The 18,492-nt window shown below is 66.3% G+C and carries 18 protein-coding genes; 7 read left to right on the top strand and 11 right to left on the bottom strand.

The features are described from left to right. Window positions 1-59: 59 nt before the first annotated feature. Window positions 60-725: a chemoreceptor glutamine deamidase CheD gene (gene cheD / locus ASD35_RS24080; protein WP_056877524.1), complete on the top strand. Its 666-nt coding sequence runs from the start codon at window positions 60-62 to the stop codon at window positions 723-725. Window positions 726-736: 11 nt separating this feature from the next. Then, complete coding sequence (locus ASD35_RS24075) at window positions 737-1,825, top strand: chemotaxis response regulator protein-glutamate methylesterase (protein ID WP_056877523.1); 1,089 nt, start codon at window positions 737-739, stop codon at window positions 1,823-1,825. A 15-nt stretch (window positions 1,826-1,840) separates the two neighbouring features. On the opposite strand, the gene ASD35_RS24070 is transcribed toward ASD35_RS24075, so the two are convergent. Beyond that, entirely contained in the window at window positions 1,841-2,137 is a 297-nt protein-coding gene (locus ASD35_RS24070; protein WP_157275749.1) for a hypothetical protein, read from the bottom strand. A 92-nt stretch (window positions 2,138-2,229) separates the two neighbouring features. Between ASD35_RS24070 and ASD35_RS24065 the strand changes: the two genes are divergently transcribed. Beyond that, window positions 2,230-3,156: a LysR substrate-binding domain-containing protein gene (locus tag ASD35_RS24065; protein WP_056877521.1), complete on the top strand. Its 927-nt coding sequence runs from the start codon at window positions 2,230-2,232 to the stop codon at window positions 3,154-3,156. A gap of 13 nt (window positions 3,157-3,169) precedes the next feature. On the opposite strand, the gene hemW is transcribed toward ASD35_RS24065, so the two are convergent. From hemW to ASD35_RS24040, 5 genes are all read right to left on the bottom strand, one after another. Then, a complete protein-coding gene (hemW, locus tag ASD35_RS24060; RefSeq protein ID WP_056877520.1) occupies window positions 3,170-4,351 on the bottom strand; it encodes a radical SAM family heme chaperone HemW in 1,182 nt (393 codons plus the stop codon). Window positions 4,352-4,428: 77 nt separating this feature from the next. Beyond that, complete coding sequence (gene rdgB, locus ASD35_RS24055) at window positions 4,429-5,037, bottom strand: RdgB/HAM1 family non-canonical purine NTP pyrophosphatase (RefSeq protein WP_056877653.1); 609 nt, start codon at window positions 5,035-5,037, stop codon at window positions 4,429-4,431. Beyond that, the gene (gene rph / locus ASD35_RS24050; protein ID WP_056877519.1) at window positions 5,031-5,762 is read right to left on the bottom strand and encodes a ribonuclease PH; all 732 of its coding nucleotides are present in this window, start codon (window positions 5,760-5,762) and stop codon (window positions 5,031-5,033) included. Before rph ends, rdgB begins: the two co-directional genes overlap by 7 nt. Window positions 5,763-5,775: 13 nt before the next feature. Then, window positions 5,776-6,684, bottom strand: a complete 909-nt coding sequence (locus ASD35_RS24045; RefSeq protein ID WP_056877518.1) for a PP2C family serine/threonine-protein phosphatase — start codon at window positions 6,682-6,684, stop codon at window positions 5,776-5,778. A 79-nt stretch (window positions 6,685-6,763) separates the two neighbouring features. Next, window positions 6,764-7,732, bottom strand: coding sequence for a serine/threonine-protein kinase (locus ASD35_RS24040; protein ID WP_056264626.1), 969 nt, complete (start codon window positions 7,730-7,732; stop codon window positions 6,764-6,766). A gap of 45 nt (window positions 7,733-7,777) precedes the next feature. On the opposite strand from ASD35_RS24040, the gene ASD35_RS24035 reads away from it, so the two are divergent. Then, entirely contained in the window at window positions 7,778-8,692 is a 915-nt protein-coding gene (locus ASD35_RS24035; protein WP_082580413.1) for a YicC/YloC family endoribonuclease, read from the top strand. A 199-nt stretch (window positions 8,693-8,891) separates the two neighbouring features. Beyond that, entirely contained in the window at window positions 8,892-10,178 is a 1,287-nt protein-coding gene (locus ASD35_RS24030; RefSeq protein WP_056877516.1) for a site-specific integrase, read from the top strand. 686 nt (window positions 10,179-10,864) lie between these two features. On the opposite strand, the gene ASD35_RS26825 is transcribed toward ASD35_RS24030, so the two are convergent. From ASD35_RS26825 to ASD35_RS28345, 5 genes are all read right to left on the bottom strand, one after another. Then, the gene (locus ASD35_RS26825; RefSeq protein WP_082580412.1) at window positions 10,865-11,362 is read right to left on the bottom strand and encodes an H-NS family nucleoid-associated regulatory protein; all 498 of its coding nucleotides are present in this window, start codon (window positions 11,360-11,362) and stop codon (window positions 10,865-10,867) included. A gap of 107 nt (window positions 11,363-11,469) precedes the next feature. Further along, window positions 11,470-14,583 (bottom strand): error-prone DNA polymerase, encoded by a 3,114-nt coding sequence (locus ASD35_RS24025; protein ID WP_056877515.1) that lies wholly within the window; start codon window positions 14,581-14,583, stop codon window positions 11,470-11,472. A 15-nt stretch (window positions 14,584-14,598) separates the two neighbouring features. Continuing rightward, complete coding sequence (locus tag ASD35_RS24020) at window positions 14,599-15,930, bottom strand: DNA polymerase Y family protein (RefSeq protein WP_235538447.1); 1,332 nt, start codon at window positions 15,928-15,930, stop codon at window positions 14,599-14,601. Next, window positions 15,848-16,738 (bottom strand): translesion DNA synthesis-associated protein ImuA, encoded by an 891-nt coding sequence (gene imuA / locus ASD35_RS24015; protein ID WP_157275748.1) that lies wholly within the window; start codon window positions 16,736-16,738, stop codon window positions 15,848-15,850. The genes ASD35_RS24020 and imuA overlap by 83 nt, the downstream gene beginning before the upstream one ends. After that, window positions 16,692-16,823: a hypothetical protein gene (locus ASD35_RS28345; protein WP_255354561.1), complete on the bottom strand. Its 132-nt coding sequence runs from the start codon at window positions 16,821-16,823 to the stop codon at window positions 16,692-16,694. The genes imuA and ASD35_RS28345 overlap by 47 nt, the downstream gene beginning before the upstream one ends. Window positions 16,824-16,891: 68 nt before the next feature. Here ASD35_RS28345 and ASD35_RS24010 point away from each other — a divergent pair, with 68 nt between their 5' ends. Together ASD35_RS24010 and ASD35_RS24005 are read left to right on the top strand one after the other, a co-directional pair. Then, window positions 16,892-17,857 carry an SOS response-associated peptidase family protein gene (locus ASD35_RS24010; RefSeq protein ID WP_056877514.1) on the top strand — a complete coding sequence of 322 codons (966 nt, stop codon included), beginning with the start codon at window positions 16,892-16,894 and terminating at the stop codon, window positions 17,855-17,857. A 21-nt stretch (window positions 17,858-17,878) separates the two neighbouring features. After that, entirely contained in the window at window positions 17,879-18,457 is a 579-nt protein-coding gene (locus ASD35_RS24005) for a zinc-finger-containing protein (RefSeq protein WP_056877513.1), read from the top strand. Window positions 18,458-18,492 lie beyond the last annotated feature (35 nt).

The raw sequence follows: 18,492 nt of genomic DNA, 5'->3' as shown, positions 1-18,492 counted from the left end.
CCGTTCATTGCCTCCCGAGGGTGCGACTCAGCGGCTCGGCACGGCCGGGCGCCACTGACATGAGCACGCCACTCGCCTCGGCAGCGGCCGTCGGCCTGGGCAACCAGGCTGCGGTCGCGCGGGTCAACCAGCTCAAGGCCCAGCCGCGTCGGCAGGGGGAGGCGTCCTTCTTCTTCTACGACGCCCACTTCAAGAACGCGGCCGTCAAGATCCTGCCCGGCGAGTATTTCGTCGACACCGAGGACCTGCTCGTCATGACGACGCTGGGCTCGTGCATCGCCGCCTGCCTGTGGGACCGCGTGGCCAAGGTCGGCGGCATGAACCACTTCATGCTGCCCGAAGGCCACGGCGACTCCGGCCGCTACGGCTCCTTCGCGATGGAGCTGCTCATCAACGAGATGATGAAACGCGGCGCCAGCAAGAGCCGCATGGAGGCCAAGATCTTCGGTGGCGGCGCCGTCATCTCCGGCATGAACACGCTCAATGTGGGCGAACGCAACACCAACTTCGTCATCGACTACCTGAAGCTGGAGCGCATTCCCATCGTCTCCAAGGACGTGATGGACGTGTACCCCCGCAAGGTGTGCTTCCTGCCGGCCAGCGGCAAGGCCATGGTCAAGCGCCTGGCGACGACGAATACCGAGGCCCTGGTCCAGCAGGACCGCGCCGCAATCCAGAAGGTGCAGCCCGTTGCCAGCAGCGGCGGCTCCATCGACTTGTTCTGAGAGAAGTAACGATGGCCAAGACCAAGGTCGTGGTGGTGGACGATTCGGCGCTGGTGCGCTCCATCCTGACCGAAATCATCAATCGCCAGGCCGACATGGAATGCATAGGCGCGGCGGCGGACCCGCTGGTTGCGCGAGAGATGATCCGCAACCTCAACCCGGACGTCATCACGCTGGACGTGGAGATGCCGCGCATGGACGGGCTGGATTTCCTGTCGCGCCTGATGCGGCTGCGGCCGATGCCGGTGGTGATGGTGTCCACGCTGACCGAGCGCGGCGCGGAGGTGACGTTGAAGGCGCTGGAGCTGGGCGCCGTCGACTTCGTCGCCAAGCCCAAGATCGGCGTGGCTGACGGCATCCGCCTGCTGGCCCAGGACATCACGGACAAGATCCGCATCGCTTCCAAGGCCCACATCCGCCGCGCGCCGCCGCCGCCTGCCCCCGGCGCCCCCGCACCGGCACCAGCCAAGCCGGTCTCGATGGCCAGCCTGGGCCGCGCCTCGACCGAGAAACTCATCTTCATCGGCGCCTCCACCGGCGGCACCGAAGCGACCAAGGACGTGCTCATCAACCTGCCGGCCGACAGCCCCGCGGTCGTCATCACCCAGCACATGCCCGCGGGCTTCACGCGCAGCTACGCGGCGCGGCTGGATGGCCTCTGCAAGATCCGCGTCAAGGAAGCGCAGGACGGCGAGCGCATCCTGCCCGGCCACGGCTACATCGCGCCGGGCGGCCTGCACCTGACGGTGGAGCGCAGCGGCGCGAACTACATCGCCCGCGTGCAGGAGGGCGAGCCCGTCAACCGCCACAAGCCCTCGGTCGAGGCGCTGTTCCTGTCGGCCGCCAAGGTGGTCGGGCCGAACGCCATCGGCATCATGCTGACTGGCATGGGCGCCGACGGCGCCAGGGCGATGAAGGTCATGAAGGACGCCGGCGCCTACAACTACTGCCAGGACGAGGCGAGCTGCGTCGTCTTCGGCATGCCACGCGAGGCCATCGCGGCCGGCGCGGCGGACGAGGTGCTGCCGCTGAACCAGATCGCCGCCAAGGTGCTGGAGCGGCTGCGCGCGACCTCGGGCCTGTCGCTCAACCGGGTCTGACCCGGCGCTCGGTTCTCAACGCTTTGCCGGGGCCGGTGCATCGGCTTTGGCCAGCAGGGGCGCACCGGACGGCGCGGCCACGCGGTCCGGCGGGAGCACCGGCTTGAACCCGTCCAGCGACTTTGGCGAAGGTGGCACCCAGGCCGTCCGAACGGGCACCGTGGCCTGGGCCGCGACCACGACGCGGGCGGACCGGTCGGCCTTTGCCTCCTTCAACTCCGCGTTCGAATCGGTGAAGGCGTGCGCCGACGTGACGAGCACGAGAACGGCGGCAGACGGTGGGAAAGCAATCCAGCGGGGCAGTGAATTCATGAGGGCTCCTTGAGTGCTGGTTATGCTATTCATCCAACTCGCCGCACAGAAGCGCTGATTTCTTCACTGACTGGTTGGGATGGCTTACCAGGATGACTTCACTCGACCGCTTTCCCCTGCACTACCTGGCCGCCTTCCGCGCCGCGGCCCAGACCGAGAACCTGCGTGCCGCGGCCGAGAGCCTGCACCTGACGCACAGTGCCGTCAGCCAGCAGATCCGCGGCCTGGAGGCGCAGCTCGGCTTCGAGCTGTTCTCGCGCCAGGGCCGGCGGCTGGCGTTGAACCCGGCGGGCCAGGCCTTCCAGCACGGCGTGACGCAGGTCTTCGCCGCATTGCAGGCGGGACTGCTGGCCGCCGCCCAGGCGCACGGCAGCGCGGCGCAGACGCTGCGCGTGACCGCGCTGCCCTCGTTCGCCCAACGCTGGCTGCTGCCGCGCCTGCCGCGCTGGCAGGCTTTGCAGCCCTGCATCACGCTGGACCTGCATTCGTCACAGCAGGTGGTGGACCTGGAGCGCGAAGGCTTCCACATCGGGCTGCGCATCGGCCGGGGGGGCTGGCCAGGGCTGATCTGCGAGCCGCTCTTTCACTCGCCGCACATCGTCGTTGCCGCGCCGCTGCTGGCGCAGCGCCTGGTGGGCGCGGGGCCGGAGTTGCTGGCCCAGCAGCCGCTGATGGGCGATGCGGACTTGTGGCGGATGTGGTTTGCCAAGGTCGGCCACACCGGCGTGGTGCCCACGCCCGTGGCCACCTTCAACGACGCCGCGATGCTGGGGCAGGCTGCCGAACAAGGCATGGGCGTGGCACTGACGCGCGAACTGTTCGCCGCCGACGCGCTGCTGGATGGGCGGCTGGTGCGGCTGTCGGCCCAGGCCATCGACGAGGACGCCACGCGCGACTACCAGGTCGTCTACCCCGAGGCGCTGCGTGACGACCCGGCCGTGCGCACCTTCTGCGACTGGCTGCACGCCGAGGTCGCCGCGGTGCAGCAGCGGCTGAACGAAGCCTCACGGTCGGACTGACGTCCGACCTGCGTCAAAGAAACAGCTGCTGCAGGTCGCTGAGGAAGTCGAAGCCGCGCTCGGTGGGCTGGATGCGCGCCGGGTCCGCGGTCAGCAGGCCGCGGCTGCGTGCGGCCTCCAACCCGGCAGAGATGGCCGACAGCGGCAGGCCGGTGCGTTCCAGGAACTGCGTCAGCGCGACGCCCTCCTTGAGCCGCAGCGCATTCAGCATGAATTCGAAGGGCAGGTCCTTGCGCGCCACCTCGTGTTCGTTGCTGACCTTGTTCGGCTGCGCCATGAAGGCCGCCGGTTCGCGCCAGCGCACCTGGCGCAGCACGCGGTTGGGAAAGCTGAGCTTGCTGTGCGCGCCGGCACCGATGCCGAGGTAGTCGCCGAACTGCCAGTAGTTGAGGTTGTGCGTGCAGCGGTGGCCGTCGCGCGCAAAGGCAGAGACCTCATAACGGGCCAAGCCGGCGGTGCCGGTGCGGGCGCCGATCAGGTCCAGCATGTCGCTGGCCAGGTCCGCATCGGGCAGGCCCGCCGGCGTGCGGGTGGCAAACACCGTGTTGGGCTCGATGGTCAGGTGGTAGATGGACAGGTGCGGCGGCTTGAACGACAACGCCGTGTCGAGCTCTTTCGACAACCCGTCCAGCGTCTGGCCCGGCAGCGCGTACATCAGGTCCAGGTTGAACGTGTCGAAGGCCGCTGCGGCCTCGGCCAGTGCCTCCCGCGCCTGCGAGGCGCTGTGCACGCGGCCCAACTGCTTCAGCTGCGCGTCGTCGAAGCTCTGCACGCCCACGGACAGCCGCGTCACGCCGGCCTGACGGAAGCCCTTGAAACGCTCGCGCTCAAAGGTGCCCGGGTTGGCCTCCAGCGTGATCTCGCAGCCCGCCTCCAGCGGCAGGCGGGCGCGGATGTCCGAGATCAGCTCGGCGATCTGCTCCGGGTTGAACAGGCTGGGCGTGCCGCCGCCGATGAAGACGCTGACGACCGGCCGCCCCCAGACCAGCGGCAGCGCCGCCTCCAGGTCGGCGCGCAAGGCGGCGAGGTAGGCGGCGGCCGTGTCGGGCGCCAGGCCAGACTTCATCTCATGCGAGTTGAAGTCGCAGTAAGGGCATTTGCGTAGGCACCAGGGCAGGTGCACGTACAGGGCGAGCGGCGGCAGCGCGGGCAGTTGCAGCGTGCCCGGGCGCATCAGGTGCAGCAGATCAGCCATGGCGCCGGGCCGTCCCAGGCCATGGATGCGCCCCCGCGGGGGGCAGCCCGCGGGGCGGGCGTGGGGGCTTCATGTCGTCAGCCAAGCCGCCAGACCTCGCGGAACTGGTCGATCAGATCGGTTGCGGCGAGCGCGCGGTGGCTGATCGCGTTCTTCTCGGCCGCGCTCAGGTCGGCCACGGAACGCCCCGCCGCAGGAATGAACATCAGCGGGTCATAGCCGAAGCCGCCTTCGCCGCTGGGCGCGGCCAAGATCTCGCCCGCCCAACGTCCCATCGCGATCAGCGGCTCCGGGTCGTCAGCGCTGCGCACGGCCACCAATGCGCAGACAAAACGGCCGCGGCGGTCGGCCACCCCGGCCAGCTCGCGCAGCAGCCGCTCGTTGTTGGCCGCATCGCTCTTCTCGCCGCCGGCGTCGAGCGCGTAACGCGCCGAGCGAACGCCGGGCGCACCACCCAAGGCTTCGACGCTCAAGCCCGAGTCGTCGGCCAGCGCCGGCAGGCCGCTCAGCCGGGCCGCGTGGCGGGCCTTGGTCAGCGCGTTCTCGACGAAGCTGTCGTAGGGCTCCTCGGCCTCGGGAATGCCCAGGCTGCCTTGCGTGACCAGCGCTATGCCGAGCGGCGTGAACAGCGCCTGCAGCTCGGCAAGCTTCTTGGCGTTGTTCGACGCAAGGACCAGCTTCACGATTTGAGTGCCGCTTGTTGTGCGGCCAGCAACTCGCGGATGCCCTTGTCGGCCAGGTCGACCAACGCGTTCATCTCGTCGCGCGTGAAGACGACGCCTTCGGCCGTGCCCTGCAGCTCCACAAAGCCGCCGCTGCCCGTCATGACGACGTTCATGTCGGTGTCGCAGGCCACGTCCTCGATGTACTCCAGGTCCAGCAGCGGCACGCCGTCGACCATGCCGACCGAGATGGCGGCCACCGCATCCTTGATGGGCGAGCGCGACAGCTTGCTGTCGGCCAGCAGCTTGTTGACGGCGTCCTGGGCCGCGACGAAGGCGCCGGTGATGGCCGCCGTGCGCGTGCCGCCATCGGCCTGCAGCACGTCGCAGTCCAGCGTGATGGTGCGCTCGCCCAGCGCGGCGAGGTCGAACACGGCGCGCAGCGACCGGCCGATGAGGCGCTGGATCTCCTGCGTGCGGCCGCTCTGCTTGCCGCGCGCGGCCTCGCGGTCGCCGCGCGTGTGCGTGGCACGCGGCAGCATGCCGTACTCGGCCGTCACCCAACCCTCGCCCGAGCCGCGCTTGTGCGGCGGCACGCGCTCCTCGACGGAGGCCGTGCACAGCACGCGGGTGCCGCCGAACTCGATCAGCACCGAGCCTTCGGCATGCACGGTGAACCCGCGGGTGATGCGCACCGGGCGCAATTGATTGGCAGCGCGGCCTGCGCTGCGCGTGAAGGTCTTGGTCATGGCGAAAGGAGAGTTAGCGGCGGTTCAGGCCGCGGCCGGATTGGCGGATGACTTCGTTGATCTCGCGCACCGAGCGCTCGATCTCCTCGTCGTCCATGCCGGCGACGAGATCGGCGTCCAGCGCGCCGTGGATGGTGGAGGCGAAGCCGGAGTTGCCGAGGTTCTGCGTCGTGTCGCCACTGGGCTCGCCCTCGCCTTCCCATTCCACGGCCAGGACGGTGACGTTGTCGCTGCGCGCACCGCCGCGGCGCAGCGCCTGCTCGACCAGTTCGGGCACGGCCTCGGCGATGGCCTGCTCCGCCATGTGCTGGACGATCTCGGCGTCCTCCACGCTGCCCCAAAGCCCGTCGGAGCACAGCAGGATGCGATCCGTGGGCTCCATGACGAGCGGGCCCTGGCAGTCCACCATGGGCTTGCCGGGGCTGCCCAGGCAGGTGAAGAGCACGTTGCGGTTGAAGGCTTCGGCACCACGACCGACGCGGCCCAGCGCCTCTTGCAGTTCGGAATAGGAATGGTCGCGCGTGCGGGCGATCAGCTTGCCGTCGCGCACCATGTACAGGCGCGAATCGCCGCAGTGCGCCCACCAGGCCTGGTTGCCTTGCAGGATGCAGGCCACGACCGTGGTGCGCGGCGTGTCCGACAGCCCCTTGCTCTGCGCATAGCGCAGCAGCTGCTGGTGGGCGATGACGATGCTCTCCTGCAGGAAGCGCTGCGGGTTCTCGAGCACCGGCCGGGCGTCCTGTTGGAACAGCGCGGCGAGCGTCTGCAATGCGATCTGCGCCGCGACCTCCCCTTCCGGATGGCCGCCCATGCCGTCGGCCAGCGCGAACAGGCCGGCCTCCCGCGTGAAGCAGTAGCCCATGCGGTCTTCATTGGTCTCGCGGCCGCCGCGACGGCTGACTTGGAAGACGCTGAATCTCAAAGCCAAGGCTCCCGACCGGCCGCCCCTGGGGAGGCTTGCGTCTCCAGGGGGGGCAGCGAACGAATGTGAGCGTGGGGGCTCAAGCTTTTGCTCCGGATTTGAGGTTCTCCAACTGCAGCTTGAGCCGTTCGCTGAAGCTGAGCTTGGTGTAGCGCCTTTCGGTCTCGCGCGCGAGTTCCTTCTGCAACGCGAACACACTCTGCGGGCGGGACAGCGGGTCGAGTGACATGCACCACTCGGTCACTTCGAGCAGGTTGTCGGAGTAGACATTGCGCAGGCGCGACAGGCTCAGCGACAGGCGGTCTTTCTCCAGGCGCTGCGGCGCATCGTTGGGCGGATAGCCCTGCATGCAGGCGTAGATGCAGGCGCCGATGGCGTAGATGTCGGTCCAGGGGCCCAACGAGCCGTCGCGGCGGTACATCTCCGGTGCGGCGAAGCCCGGCGTGTACATCGGGCGGATGAAGTTGCCTTCCTTGCTCAACACCTCGCGCGCGGCGCCGAAGTCCAGCAGCACGGCCTTGTTGTCGTTGGTGATGAAGATGTTGGCCGGCTTGATGTCCAGATGCAGCATCTTGTGCTGGTGGACGATGCGCAGGCCGCGCAGGATCTCGTCGAAGAGGCTGCGGATGGTCGACTCGCGGAAGACCTTGTCGCGCTTCATGTCGCGGGCGGTCACGATGAAGTCCTGCAAGGTGTCACCCTGCAGGTAGTTCATGACCATGTAGACCGTCTCGTTCTCGCGCAGGAAGTTCAGCACCGAGACGACGCTGGGATGGGAGATCTGGGCCAGCGACCGGCCTTCTTCGAAGAAGCTCTTCAAGCCCAGCCGGTACAGCGGCTGCTTCTCGGGCTTGACGCGCGGCGTCAGTTCGCCCGGCGAGCGCTCGGCCAGCGACGAAGGCAGGTATTCCTTCAGTGCGACGAGGTGGTGGTCCGGGTCTTCGGCGAGGTAGACCACGCCAAAACCGCCCGCCGCCAGTCGCTTGATGATCTGGTAGCCCCCAACCACCGTGCCTGCAGGCAAGGGCGCCGGCTTCGGCTTGGACATAATCGCCCTTGAATCTCTTGTTAACGTCTGTTTTGCGAGTGCGAAATGCCAGTCTACAGCATGACCGGGTACGCCAATTCCGTGGCACAACCCCCTAAAGCCGAGGACGGCAGCCACATGATCCAGGCCGCCGTCAGCGTCGAATTGCGCTCGGTGAACGGCCGGTTCCTGGACCTGTCGATGCGCATGCCCGAAGAGCTGCGCGGGCTCGAACCCCAGTTGCGCGACCTGATCGCCGCTCGCTTCAAGCGCGGCAAGATCGAACTGCGCATCAACAGCCAGCGCGAGGCCGATGGCAGCTGGCCGCAGCCCCAGCCTGAACAGCTCAACCGGCTGGCCAACCTGGAAGCGAAGGTGCGCGCCTGGCTGCCGCAGGCTGCGCCGCTGTCCGTCCACGAAGCCTTGAACTGGTGCAAGAGCGGCGGCGGCGCGCCGGTACAGCTCGACGCCGCCACGCTGGAGGCCGCCAAGGCCTGCGTCGAGGGCCTGGCCGAATCCCGCGAGCGCGAGGGCGAGAAGCTCGTCGCCATCCTGAACGAGCGCATCAAGCGGCTGCGCGAGCTGGCCGACGAGGCCGAGCCGCTGCTGCCCGCCGTCGTCGCGCGCCAGCAGCAACGCTTCCTCGAACGCTGGCAGGAAGCGCTGGCGACGACGGGCGCGGCCAGCAGCGTGCCGAAGGAAGCCTTGCAGGAACGCGCCTTGAACGAGGCGGCCGCCTTCGCCATCCGCATCGACGTGGCGGAGGAACTGGGCCGGCTGCGCGCCCACCTCGAGGAGCTGAGCCGCCTGTTGAAGAAAGGCGGCGAGCTCGGCAAGCGGCTGGACTTCCTGATCCAGGAACTGCACCGCGAAGCCAACACGCTCGGCTCCAAATCCGCAGCGCTGGAGCTGACCAACGTCTCGGTCGAGATGAAGGTCGCCATCGAGCAGATGCGCGAGCAGGTGCAGAACATTGAGTAGGTTTTCGGGGCGTCCTAGGACGTCCGCAAAAGCTCAATAACTGACTGATCTATAAGGATTTTCTTGTCCCAGACCGTCCCAGGGCGCCGCAGTGCAGCGCACGCATCCTGTGGGGTTTATTGTGGGGTTTTTTCAGGATGTGGTGCTCTTGGGCCTTTTCCCAGAAAAAAACCCCACAGCTTCATGGAGCAAATGGGACATGGAAACACTGCAACGACGACCACTCACGGATCGTGACCTCAGGGCTTGGCTCGCCGCCGGCCCAACAGACCGCGGCATCGGCGAAGGCCTCACCTTCGTTGCCAGCGCCTCCGCCGCGAGCAAAGGCAAGGCGTCCTGGATCCTTCGTTTTCGGGTCAACGGCCGCCCCCGCGAGAAAGTCCTGGGTCGCTACCCCGAACTTTCCCTAAAGGCAGCACGCGAGCAGGCCCGCAAAGATCGCAGCGAGGTCGAACGCGGGGTCGACGTGGCGGCCGCGAAACAAGCCCAGAAGGCTCGCTTGACCGAAGTCCAGAACGTCCGCGAGCTCAGCGCTCTCTGGCTCTCTCGGTACATCGAGCCGAACTACAAGCATCCGGACGTCGTGGCACGCGTCTTTCGCAAATACATCAATCCGGTCATCGGAATGCTGACCCCTAAGGACGTTCAGCCAACGCACGTAGACCAGGTTCTGCGCCGCATCGTCGCCAGCGGCGCGCCCACCGTAGCGAATGATGCGTTGCGCTACATGGTTCGGATGTTCAAGTTCGCGATGCGCAACCACTGGATCGAACGCAACCCGGCTGCCGACTTCGAGCAGACGGACGCAGGCGGCGCGGAGGCACCGAGGGAGCGTTTTCTGACCCTTGGCGAAATCGAGCAATTGGCGCGCTCGATGCGCTCGACGCAAAATTTCGGCCGAGAGAACGAATTGGCCGTCTGGCTGCTGCTCGCCCTCTGTGTACGCAAGATGGAACTACTGTCCGCGCGCTGGGAGGACTTCGACCTCGACGGAAAGGTCTGGACGCTCGACAAGGAATACACGAAGACGGAAGTGGAGATCGAAATTCCGCTCGCCGATCCGGTCATCGGCTGGTTGAGCGAGGCGCGGGTCCTGGCGTCAGGTCGGCCTTACGTTTTCCCCGCCCGCCGGCTCGTGCGGCGCCGTCTTGGCGAGGCGCGTGTCAATCGCTTCCCGCACGTAGGGCCAGACACGCTGAACGTGGCCCTCAAGCGACTGACAGGCCTGAACATCGCGCATTTCACCGTCCACGACATGCGCCGCACGGCACGTACAAACCTCGCACGGCTTGGCGTCGACCGATTCGTGGCCGAGCGTGCACTGAATCACAAGCTCAAAAGCGTCGAGGGGGTCTACGACCGGCACGACTACTTTGAGCAACGGATGGACGCGTTGTCCGTCTGGGCAGCCACGCTTGCGGCACTGTCATCCGGGCGGAGTGCTGCCGATCTCTTGAAGGATTGCAAGCGGCGCTCAGCCAGCTGATCGCCACATGCAAGAGTGCAGGGGTCGCGAGTTCGAATCCCGCCGTCCTGACATCCGATGCCACGCATATCCGCTATGAAGCAGCCAGGGAACCAACTCGGCAAGCGCGGGCGCCCGTTGTTCACGGACTCGCGGACGCCGCGCAAGCAGGTTGTCGGTGGCAGCTGGCAAGGGAAAAGGGAGGGCGGGAAGAGAGGCAACGCGCAATATCGCGGTGATGAACGCCACCACGGCCTGAATACCTCCTCCCCTCCAGCCCCCTCAGGATGCCACGATCCACGCCACTGGCGCGTGACCGGCCCATCCATCAGCATGCATACCGCAGCTTTGACACACCCCAGGGCACGGCGATAGCTCGACGCTCGAGCCAGCGGACATGCGGCAGCTCAGCCGGCCCACCGCGCATCTCTATATCGGCACCGTTCCGACTCTTGGATCAGTCCTCGCACGAACACGTTTTCCGCTTCAAGGCTGGCGCGGATAGCGTACGAGAAAGTGGCCGCCACCGAAAAGCCGTTTCCTGCGACCAAACCGCTTGGCCCCAGCGTGCCAGGAGGCCTTCAGCGCCACCGATCAACCGCAGCTGAACAATGACGTGAACGTGCTGGTCAGCGGCCGGGTCCAGCTGGTGGACTTAGATGACGGATGCTTTGCTTTGCCGTCGAGTCCGACGGCTGCACGAAGTGTTAAACCGACGCCGAACCGGCGACCGGTTTCGCGCGGGGCTTGCGCGACTTTTTCGATGAAGTCGTCGGCTTCGCAGCAGCTGCGGATTTCGCGACGACCTTCTTCGGTGCCGCTGCCACCTGCGCCATAGGCCTCCTGCGACCGACCTTCGTTGCGACAGCCTCTGGCGCCACAGGTCCAGATGGGCCGATCAGGAACTCCTCGATCGCCTTGCCGGCAGCCAACGCTTGGCGGAGCCAGTCTGGTCGCTTCCCAAAACCGCCCCAGGTGTTGCCCGCACCGTCGGCGTACTTTGGCGCCCTTCTCGATTTCGTCTTCGCCTTCCCCGTGACCTTCACTCGCGTTGCCGCATCCTTTGCACCGAAGATCTGTTCTGGCGTCAGCCCGTACTTCGCAACGTCTTTGCGAATACGGCCTACAACTTCGCGCTGGATCACAGCGGCTTCTTTCTGAAGCCGTTCGATTTGACTCATTATTGTTGCGAGGGACTTGGGCATTGGCGCTCCTGGATGGTTTGAATTCAGCAGTCATCCGCTGTCGGAACAATAGCACTCGACGTTCCGACCAGAACGCATGGGCGCAGAGCGCAGAGAGCAATTTCAATTCAACGGAAGTCTCGGCTGTTGGTTGCCAGCTTGCCCAGCATCGGTGTCAGGTCTTCCAGATGGCCAGCCACGATGTTGCATACGCCGTCTTCGCGCTGCCACCGCCCTTTCACGGCCATCAGACGAGAGTTCAGCATGACGGGCCGCAGGTGCGGCTTCTCCCAGATGCCTCGGTAGACGATCACCTGGATCTCGCCCTCCTCATCTTCGAGCGAGATGAAGATGACCCCGTTTGCGGTTTCGGGCTGCTGCTTGGTCGTCACGATGCCGCATGTCTGTACCTGCCGGCGATCAGGCACGTCCTGCAGTTGTCGGGAAGTCAGCAGCTGCAGATGCTGGAGCTGTTGCAGCTGCGGACGCAACAGCGCCAACGGATGGCTGCGCAATGTCAGCCGCAGGGAGTCATAGTCGAATACCACCTCCTCGCCCTCAGGCGCTGGCGGCAGTTCCAGGAACTCCTCGTGGACCGGTGCGTCCCTCAGCAGCGGCGGCGTCGACCGCAAGGCAGAAGCGGTCCAGACCTGTTGGCGCCGATGGCCGCTCAGGCTGCCAAGTGCATCGCCCGATGCCAACACGGTCATTTGCTGTTGATTGAGCCCGGCACGCCGTGAAAGGTCCGCGGCAGATTCGAACGGTGCCTCGCGCCGCGCGACGCAGATCGCCTCGGCGGATTCCGACTGCAGCCCCTTGATGATCTTGAGGCCGAGTCGCACCGCCATGCCATCGGCCAAGGGCTCCAGCACGCATTCCCAGTCGCTGTACATGACGTCGGGCGGCAGAATGCTGACGCCATTGCGCCGGGCATCCTGCATCAGCTGGCTGGTGCTGTAGAACCCGAGTGGCTGCGCGTTCACCATGCCGGCGAAGAACTCCATCGGATGGTGCCTTTTCAGCCAGCAACTGGCATACACGAGCAAGGCGAAAGAGGCGGCGTGTGACTCGGGGAAACCGTAGGAAGAGAAGCCCTCGATCTGCTTGAAGATCGACTGCGCAAACACCGGGTCGTAGCCACGCTCCGCCATGCCGCTCGTGATCTTCTCGTAGTGCTTGGTCAGGCCGCCCTTGCGCTTCCACGCCGCCATGTCCCGCCGCAGTCCGTCGGCTTCGCCGCCGGTGTAGCCCGCAGCGATCATCGCGACCTGCATGACCTGTTCCTGGAACAGCGGCACGCCGAGGGTGCGCGCCAACGCGACCTCCAGGTCCTTGCTCGGCAGCGTCGCCGGCTCCTTGCCTTGGCGGCGACGCAGGTACGGATGGACCATGTCGCCCTGGATCGGACCCGGCCGCACGATGGCGACCTCGATGACGAGGTCATAGAAGCACCGCGGCTGCAGCCTCGGCACCATCGAGCGCTGCGCCCGGCTCTCGATCTGGAAGACGCCGATGGTCTCGCCCTTGCAGATCATGGCGTAGGTCTCCGGATCCTCCGCCGGGATGTCCTGCATCTCGAAGTCGTATCCCTTGGTCCGGCTGACCAGACTCAGTGTCTTGCGGATCGCGGTCAACATGCCCAGGCCAAGCACGTCCACCTTCATGAGGCCGACCGCGTCCAGATCGTCCTTGTCCCATTGAATGACCGTACGGTCGACCATCGAGGCGTTCTCCACCGGCACCAGACGCGTCAACGGCCCGTTGCTCAGCACAAAGCCCCCCGGGTGCTGCGACATGTGCCGCGGCATGTTCACGATCTGCCGCACCAGCGACAGCAGCTGCCGCACCGCGAGGTCGTCCACGTCGATGCCGACTTCGGTCAGACGCTTGGGGTCGACCTCGCTGCCCTCCCAGTACGGCAGGTTCTCGCTGAGTTTTTCCAGCAGGGGCAGCTCGAACCCCAGCGCCTTGCCGACATCCTTGAGCGCACTCTTGATCCGGTAGGAGATGACGACCGCCGTCAGTGCGGCCCGCTCGCGGCCGTACTTTCCATAGAGGTACTGAATGACCTCCTCCCGCCGTTCGTGCTCGAAGTCGATGTCGATGTCGGGCGGCTCGTTGCGCTCGCGGCTGATGAACCGTTCGAACAGGGTGCTCATGCGCGCCGGGTCGACTTCGGTGATGCCTGTGCAATAGCAAACGACTGAGTTCGCCGCCGATCCCCGGCCCTGGCAGAGGATGTGCTGGCTGCGGGCGAACTGCACGATGTCGGCCACCGTCAGGAAGTAGTGCTCGTAACCCAGCTCGGAGATGAGCGTCAGCTCCCGTTCAATCTGCTCGTTCACCGACGCCGGCACACCGGCCGGCCAGCGCCGGCCGGCGCCTTCATAAGTGATTCGTCGCAGGTGGCTCGCGGGCGTATCGCCTTCCGGCCCCACCTCGTTCGGGTAGTGATAGCGGATCTCATCCAGGCTGAAGGCACAGCGGTCGGCCACCAGGACGGTCTGCGCGATCAGGTCGCCCGGGAAGGTGCGCGCCAGCCGGCCCCGTGTTCGCAGATGCCGTTCCGCGTTGATGTCCAGCGCCTTGCCGCATTCGGTCAGCGGCTTACGCAGCCGCGTCGCCGTCATCACGTCCATCAGCGGCTTGCGGCCCCGCACATGCATGGTCGCGTCGCCCACCGCTACAAGCGGGATCTCGGTCTCGGCGCTGACAGCGCGCAGGCGTTCCAGCCGGATCTCGTCATCGCTGCGGCGCAGTTGGTCCAGCCCCAGCCATGCGCGACCAATGAAATGCGTCAGCAGCCACCGGCCAAGGCGCAGCAGCGCCTCGGGTTTGGCATGGCGCTCCGGACAGGCCACGACCACGCAGTCATCGAGTGTCGAAAGCGTGATGTCGTTCAGCGTCAGCCGATACGTGCCTTTCCTCGCCCCGCGCCGCAGCCGCGAAATGAACTGGCACAGGTTGCCGTAGCCGTTGATGTTGCAAGCCAGCGCCACAAGCGTGAACGCAAGGTCGCCTTGCACCTCGAACTGGCTTCCCACGAGCAGCTTGATGCCCCGCTCCTTCGCTTCCACATGCGCCCGCACGATGCCCGCCACCGAGCACTCGTCAGTGATGGCGATGGCGGCGTAGCCAAGCCGATGCGCACGCTCGACCAGTTCCTGTGGCCAGCTGGCGCCGCGCAGGAAGGAGAAGTTGCTGACACACCGCAGTTCGGCGTAGGGAGGAAGGTCGGCCACGGCAACACCATCAACTCAGGCGTAGATACCGTCCAGATACCAGGCCAGCTCACCGTCATCAAGCTGAGTGCAGAAGATCGACAGGGTGCCGGCAGCTTCCGACTGCGCAACCCAGTAGTCGCGCTGCACGCTGCGGGTCGAGGCCGTGCCGGGCAGGCGATCCCACCACCCGCCTTCCACCAACTCGGGGCCAATCAACAGTTCCAGGCGGCCCTGGTAGTGCGGCCGGTCACCTCGCACCGCCAGACGCAACGGCGATTCCAGCAGGATCGTCGGCGCGGGAAGCTCTGGTACCGCTGCTGCTGGGCGAGGCCGGCGTTTGACGGCCGGCGACCAGTGGACCGCGCACTCGGTGCGGTGGTCGTCCACCAGCATCGGCTTGAGAACGGCCTGCGGCCCGTAGCGCGCGGCCAGGCGTTCCGCCAGCAAGGTCAGCGACTCGCCGCCTCCCAGGCTTTGCGGCAGCAACGACAGGGACTGCTCCGAAACCCGCTCGACATCGCCGGCGACCAAGCGCAATTCGCCGACCGGGGCCAGCAACTCGAGCTTGGCGAGATGCTCCGCCAGCAGGCGCATGAAGTGCTCCAGATCGCGCATGGGTTCGGACGAACGGATGGTGATTTCTCCGCAATCCGCCACATCCTTGGCACGCATCGAGTCATGCACCCAGACCAGCTTGAACCCTTGCGCCCCCATGTGCCGCGAAGCCAGCCAACCGCACATCATCATCAGCAGCGGCCGCGCATAGGTCAACAGCGCCTGCGCGCGGTCCTCGCGAGCGGGCAGCTCGCACCGGACGACGAAGGTCTCCGGGATCTCCTCCCAGCGATGAACCTCCGCCAGGCGGCCATATGCCTGGTCCAGTTCCGCCAGGACCCGGGACCCAAACCGGCGGCTGACGCCATCACGTGGCAGTCGCCGCAACTGGCCCAGCGTGTTGACCCCCATGCGCGTCAGCACCTCGGCGTGCGCTGCAGCAGCGGTGAGCGCCGTCAATGGCAACGGGTCCAGGACCGGTTGGAGCAGCCGATCACCCAGGTCGAACACCCGGCATCGCGCCAGCAAAAGCGCGGCCTTCGCATTGGGCGCCCAGCCGACGTTCGTAACGCCAAGGTCCGGCGCCTCGTCACTGATCCGCGCCTTCAGGGCAGGCAGGCCTTTGAACAACCGCAGGCTCGACTCCACCTCCATGACCACGGCGTCTTCGACCAACGTCACTCGCGGCGTGAACTGCAGGGCCCACAAAGCCAGACCCTTCAGCGCGTCAGCGGTGGCTGGCGGCGCTGGCGAGGGTGTCGGCGATTCGGGCTGGGATCGAGGCGGGATGAGCAGGGCGACCCAGAGCACGTCGGGCCTCCTTGGAAGTAATGAGAACACTGGGAAGCCGCGTGCGCGCCGTCAGGACGTGCTCCAACCCGCCGGGAACAGAGTCGAGCACCAACGGCGACTCCAACGCCGCGCCACGGCGCTTGAGCACCTCCACCTTCAGCTTCCAGTCGAGAAGCGGTGAGGCGAGTAGCCGCAGCGGCGCGGGCGACGGGTCGTGACGGGCCTGGATGGGCCTGATGATGAAGACCGGGCCTTCGCAGCCCTGGGCCAGCACCTGCAGACGGCGCAGCTGCTCAGGCCGCGCCTGGGGCATCCATGCGAGCACAGCGGCGGCGGCATTGGAACGGATGGCCTGTTCAGTGGCCCACAGCCGGTGCGATGGCGCATCGACTTTGACCCACAGCAGGTTGTCCTCGCCGATGCCCAGGTGCCGCAGACCGACCAGGTGGGGCCGCTTGGGATGACCAATGACCACCACAGAGCGGCCTCCGCTCACCAGCGCTCGCAGGCTCGGGCCGATCAGGCGCCATTCGATCAGTGATGGCTGCGACTGCAGCACCTCGATCAGGCAACCACATGGCCAACCACCATCGGTGAGCGCCGCATCCAGCGCCGCAAATCCCGTCGGCACAAAGGCCACGCGGCAGCCGCCCAACTGGTTGCCCCGCCACACCGCGTCCATCAGATCCGGAGGAAGCGCTCCGCCGTGGCGGGCTGCGTTCTGCGCTGGCGCGACCAGATCACCCTCGCCCGGGAATGTCGGGACGGGGCTGGACGGCTCAGGCGCGGCCGTCAAAATCCGTGTTGCTTGGACGAGTTCTGGCATGGGTGGCGTTGATTACTGTTTTTTTATACAGTACACCATCCCGCCAGCTGCCGTCCACCCGCAGATGCGCGTCATCGGCTTTCATGAAGGATCCGACGGCACCCTTTCCCGCGACCCGCTTGCGATTCACACGACCTCAAGGACGCTGTCCCCATGTGCTACTCAGCCCAGATCCGCGCCGATTACCGCGACTACGTCCGTCTGTTCGGCGCGCAGCTGGGGATCAAGGAGTTTGTGAAGGTCTTCTATGGGCGGCAAGACGGCAAGCTCAAGATACCGAAGGCCATGGAAGCGGCGTTCGAACACCAAGCGACGACATCCGAGGAGCTGGAGATCCAGCGGCTGATCGCGTCCTTCAAGACGGAGCGCGTGATGGCGCTGGAAAAGGAACTGTTCGCGCAGCGCAAGCGCCTGGCCGACGCCGAGCGCATCTTGCAGGCAAATCCAAAGCCGCCCAAGAGCGCGCAGGACAGCCTGCGCATCGCTCCGTCGAAGATCTCCAAGGCCCGGCTGGATCTGGACGATTTGCGCAGGACCGAGCCGGCGGACCGGGACTCACGCATCTTCCCCGGCGTGTACGCGCCCGTGATGGTGGTGCGCGACGGCCAGCGCGTCGTGGTGCCCATGCGTTACCAGTGCCGGCCCGCAGGCCGCCCGGCCTCGTACGACTCCGAGTACCCAGGGACTTACAACGCGCGACGCGACAACCTGGAGAGGTTCTGGCGCGGACAGTTCGGCTTCACGCACGGGATCCTGCTGGTGGACACGTTCTACGAGAACGTGAAGCGCCATGACATGGAGCATCGTCCGCTGGCGCCGGACGAGAAGCCGGAGAACGTGATTCTGCAATTCAAGCCAAACCCGCCGGAACTCATGTTGATCGCGTGCCTATGGTCGCACTGGACGAAAGACGGAGAACCCGACCTGCTGTCCTTCGCAGCCATCACGGATGAGCCCCCGCCGGAGGTGCGCGACGCGGGTCATGACCGCATGATCATTCGGATCAAGCCCGAGCACGTCGACGCCTGGCTAAATCCCGATCCGAACAATTTCAAGGCGCTCTACGACATCTTCGATGATCGGACGCCGACGGTTTACGAGCACCGGCTCGCCGCATAGCGGACTGCGGTGGGTGCGGGCATGAGCGCGTTGAAGAAGGGCACGTCAGGCCAGGCCGGCCTAGCCGCCTTTGGCGCCGGCAACGTCGTCTCTCTGGACGGCGGCAGGCGCGTGCGGCTGGACGACCGCGTCGACTTCTGGCCGGGAACGCAGTCCTGGCAAACCGTGGTCGATGGCCCCGACGGCCCTGCCAGCGGAGTCGGTCTCAGCAGCTTGCTCGACTACCTCAAGCGCCTGCGCACAGCTCAAGGGTGTCCCGTCGCGACGCCCCAGGCCCGCCACAGCGACCGCGCGGTGCTCTGCGACCACTGCGGCAGGCACGCCGAACTTCATGACGGGCTGGCGGTCTATCCGGACCGCAAAGACCTCCATGACAGGCAGTTCTGGGTCTGCTGGTTTTGTGACGCCTGGGTGGGTTGCAAGAGCGGCACCGACGAACCATTTGGCGAACTGGCCGACGAAGCGCTGCGTGCGGCGCGGATCGCGGCGCACAAGGCCTTCGACCCCGTCTGGGAGCACGAGCTGATGACCAAGCACGAGGCCTACGACTGGTTGGCGCAGACGCTCGCCATACGTAGGCGTCCGCCGAACACACCTTGACGGTTGCAGCGCGGGGAGCGGTGCAGATTCCCAGC

It is taken from the genome of Pelomonas sp. Root1444, assembly GCF_001426885.1.
Classification (GTDB): Bacteria; Pseudomonadota; Gammaproteobacteria; order Burkholderiales; family Burkholderiaceae_C; genus Pelomonas.
The sequence above is the reverse complement of the archived record's forward strand: the minus strand, read 5'-3'. Positions and strand labels throughout refer to the sequence as shown.

What these genes read in the sequence shown, in the direction of transcription:
- hemW (WP_056877520.1), bottom strand. Translation starts at nt 4,351, where the DNA reads ATGGCTGATCTGCTGCACCTGATGCGCCCGGGCACGCTGCAACTGCCC.
- ASD35_RS28345 (WP_255354561.1), bottom strand. Translation starts at nt 16,823, where the DNA reads ATGAAAGCCGATGACGCGCATCTGCGGGTGGACGGCAGCTGGCGGGAT.
- ASD35_RS24005 (WP_056877513.1), top strand. Translation starts at nt 17,879, where the DNA reads ATGAGCGCGTTGAAGAAGGGCACGTCAGGCCAGGCCGGCCTAGCCGCC.
- ASD35_RS24035 (WP_082580413.1), top strand. Translation starts at nt 7,778, where the DNA reads ATGCCAGTCTACAGCATGACCGGGTACGCCAATTCCGTGGCACAACCC.
- ASD35_RS24070 (WP_157275749.1), bottom strand. Translation starts at nt 2,137, where the DNA reads ATGAATTCACTGCCCCGCTGGATTGCTTTCCCACCGTCTGCCGCCGTT.
- ASD35_RS24040 (WP_056264626.1), bottom strand. Translation starts at nt 7,732, where the DNA reads ATGTCCAAGCCGAAGCCGGCGCCCTTGCCTGCAGGCACGGTGGTTGGG.
- ASD35_RS24030 (WP_056877516.1), top strand. Translation starts at nt 8,892, where the DNA reads ATGGAAACACTGCAACGACGACCACTCACGGATCGTGACCTCAGGGCT.
- ASD35_RS24065 (WP_056877521.1), top strand. Translation starts at nt 2,230, where the DNA reads ATGACTTCACTCGACCGCTTTCCCCTGCACTACCTGGCCGCCTTCCGC.
- ASD35_RS26825 (WP_082580412.1), bottom strand. Translation starts at nt 11,362, where the DNA reads ATGCCCAAGTCCCTCGCAACAATAATGAGTCAAATCGAACGGCTTCAG.
- rph (WP_056877519.1), bottom strand. Translation starts at nt 5,762, where the DNA reads ATGACCAAGACCTTCACGCGCAGCGCAGGCCGCGCTGCCAATCAATTG.
- ASD35_RS24010 (WP_056877514.1), top strand. Translation starts at nt 16,892, where the DNA reads ATGTGCTACTCAGCCCAGATCCGCGCCGATTACCGCGACTACGTCCGT.
- cheD (WP_056877524.1), top strand. Translation starts at nt 60, where the DNA reads ATGAGCACGCCACTCGCCTCGGCAGCGGCCGTCGGCCTGGGCAACCAG.
- ASD35_RS24075 (WP_056877523.1), top strand. Translation starts at nt 737, where the DNA reads ATGGCCAAGACCAAGGTCGTGGTGGTGGACGATTCGGCGCTGGTGCGC.
- imuA (WP_157275748.1), bottom strand. Translation starts at nt 16,738, where the DNA reads ATGCCAGAACTCGTCCAAGCAACACGGATTTTGACGGCCGCGCCTGAG.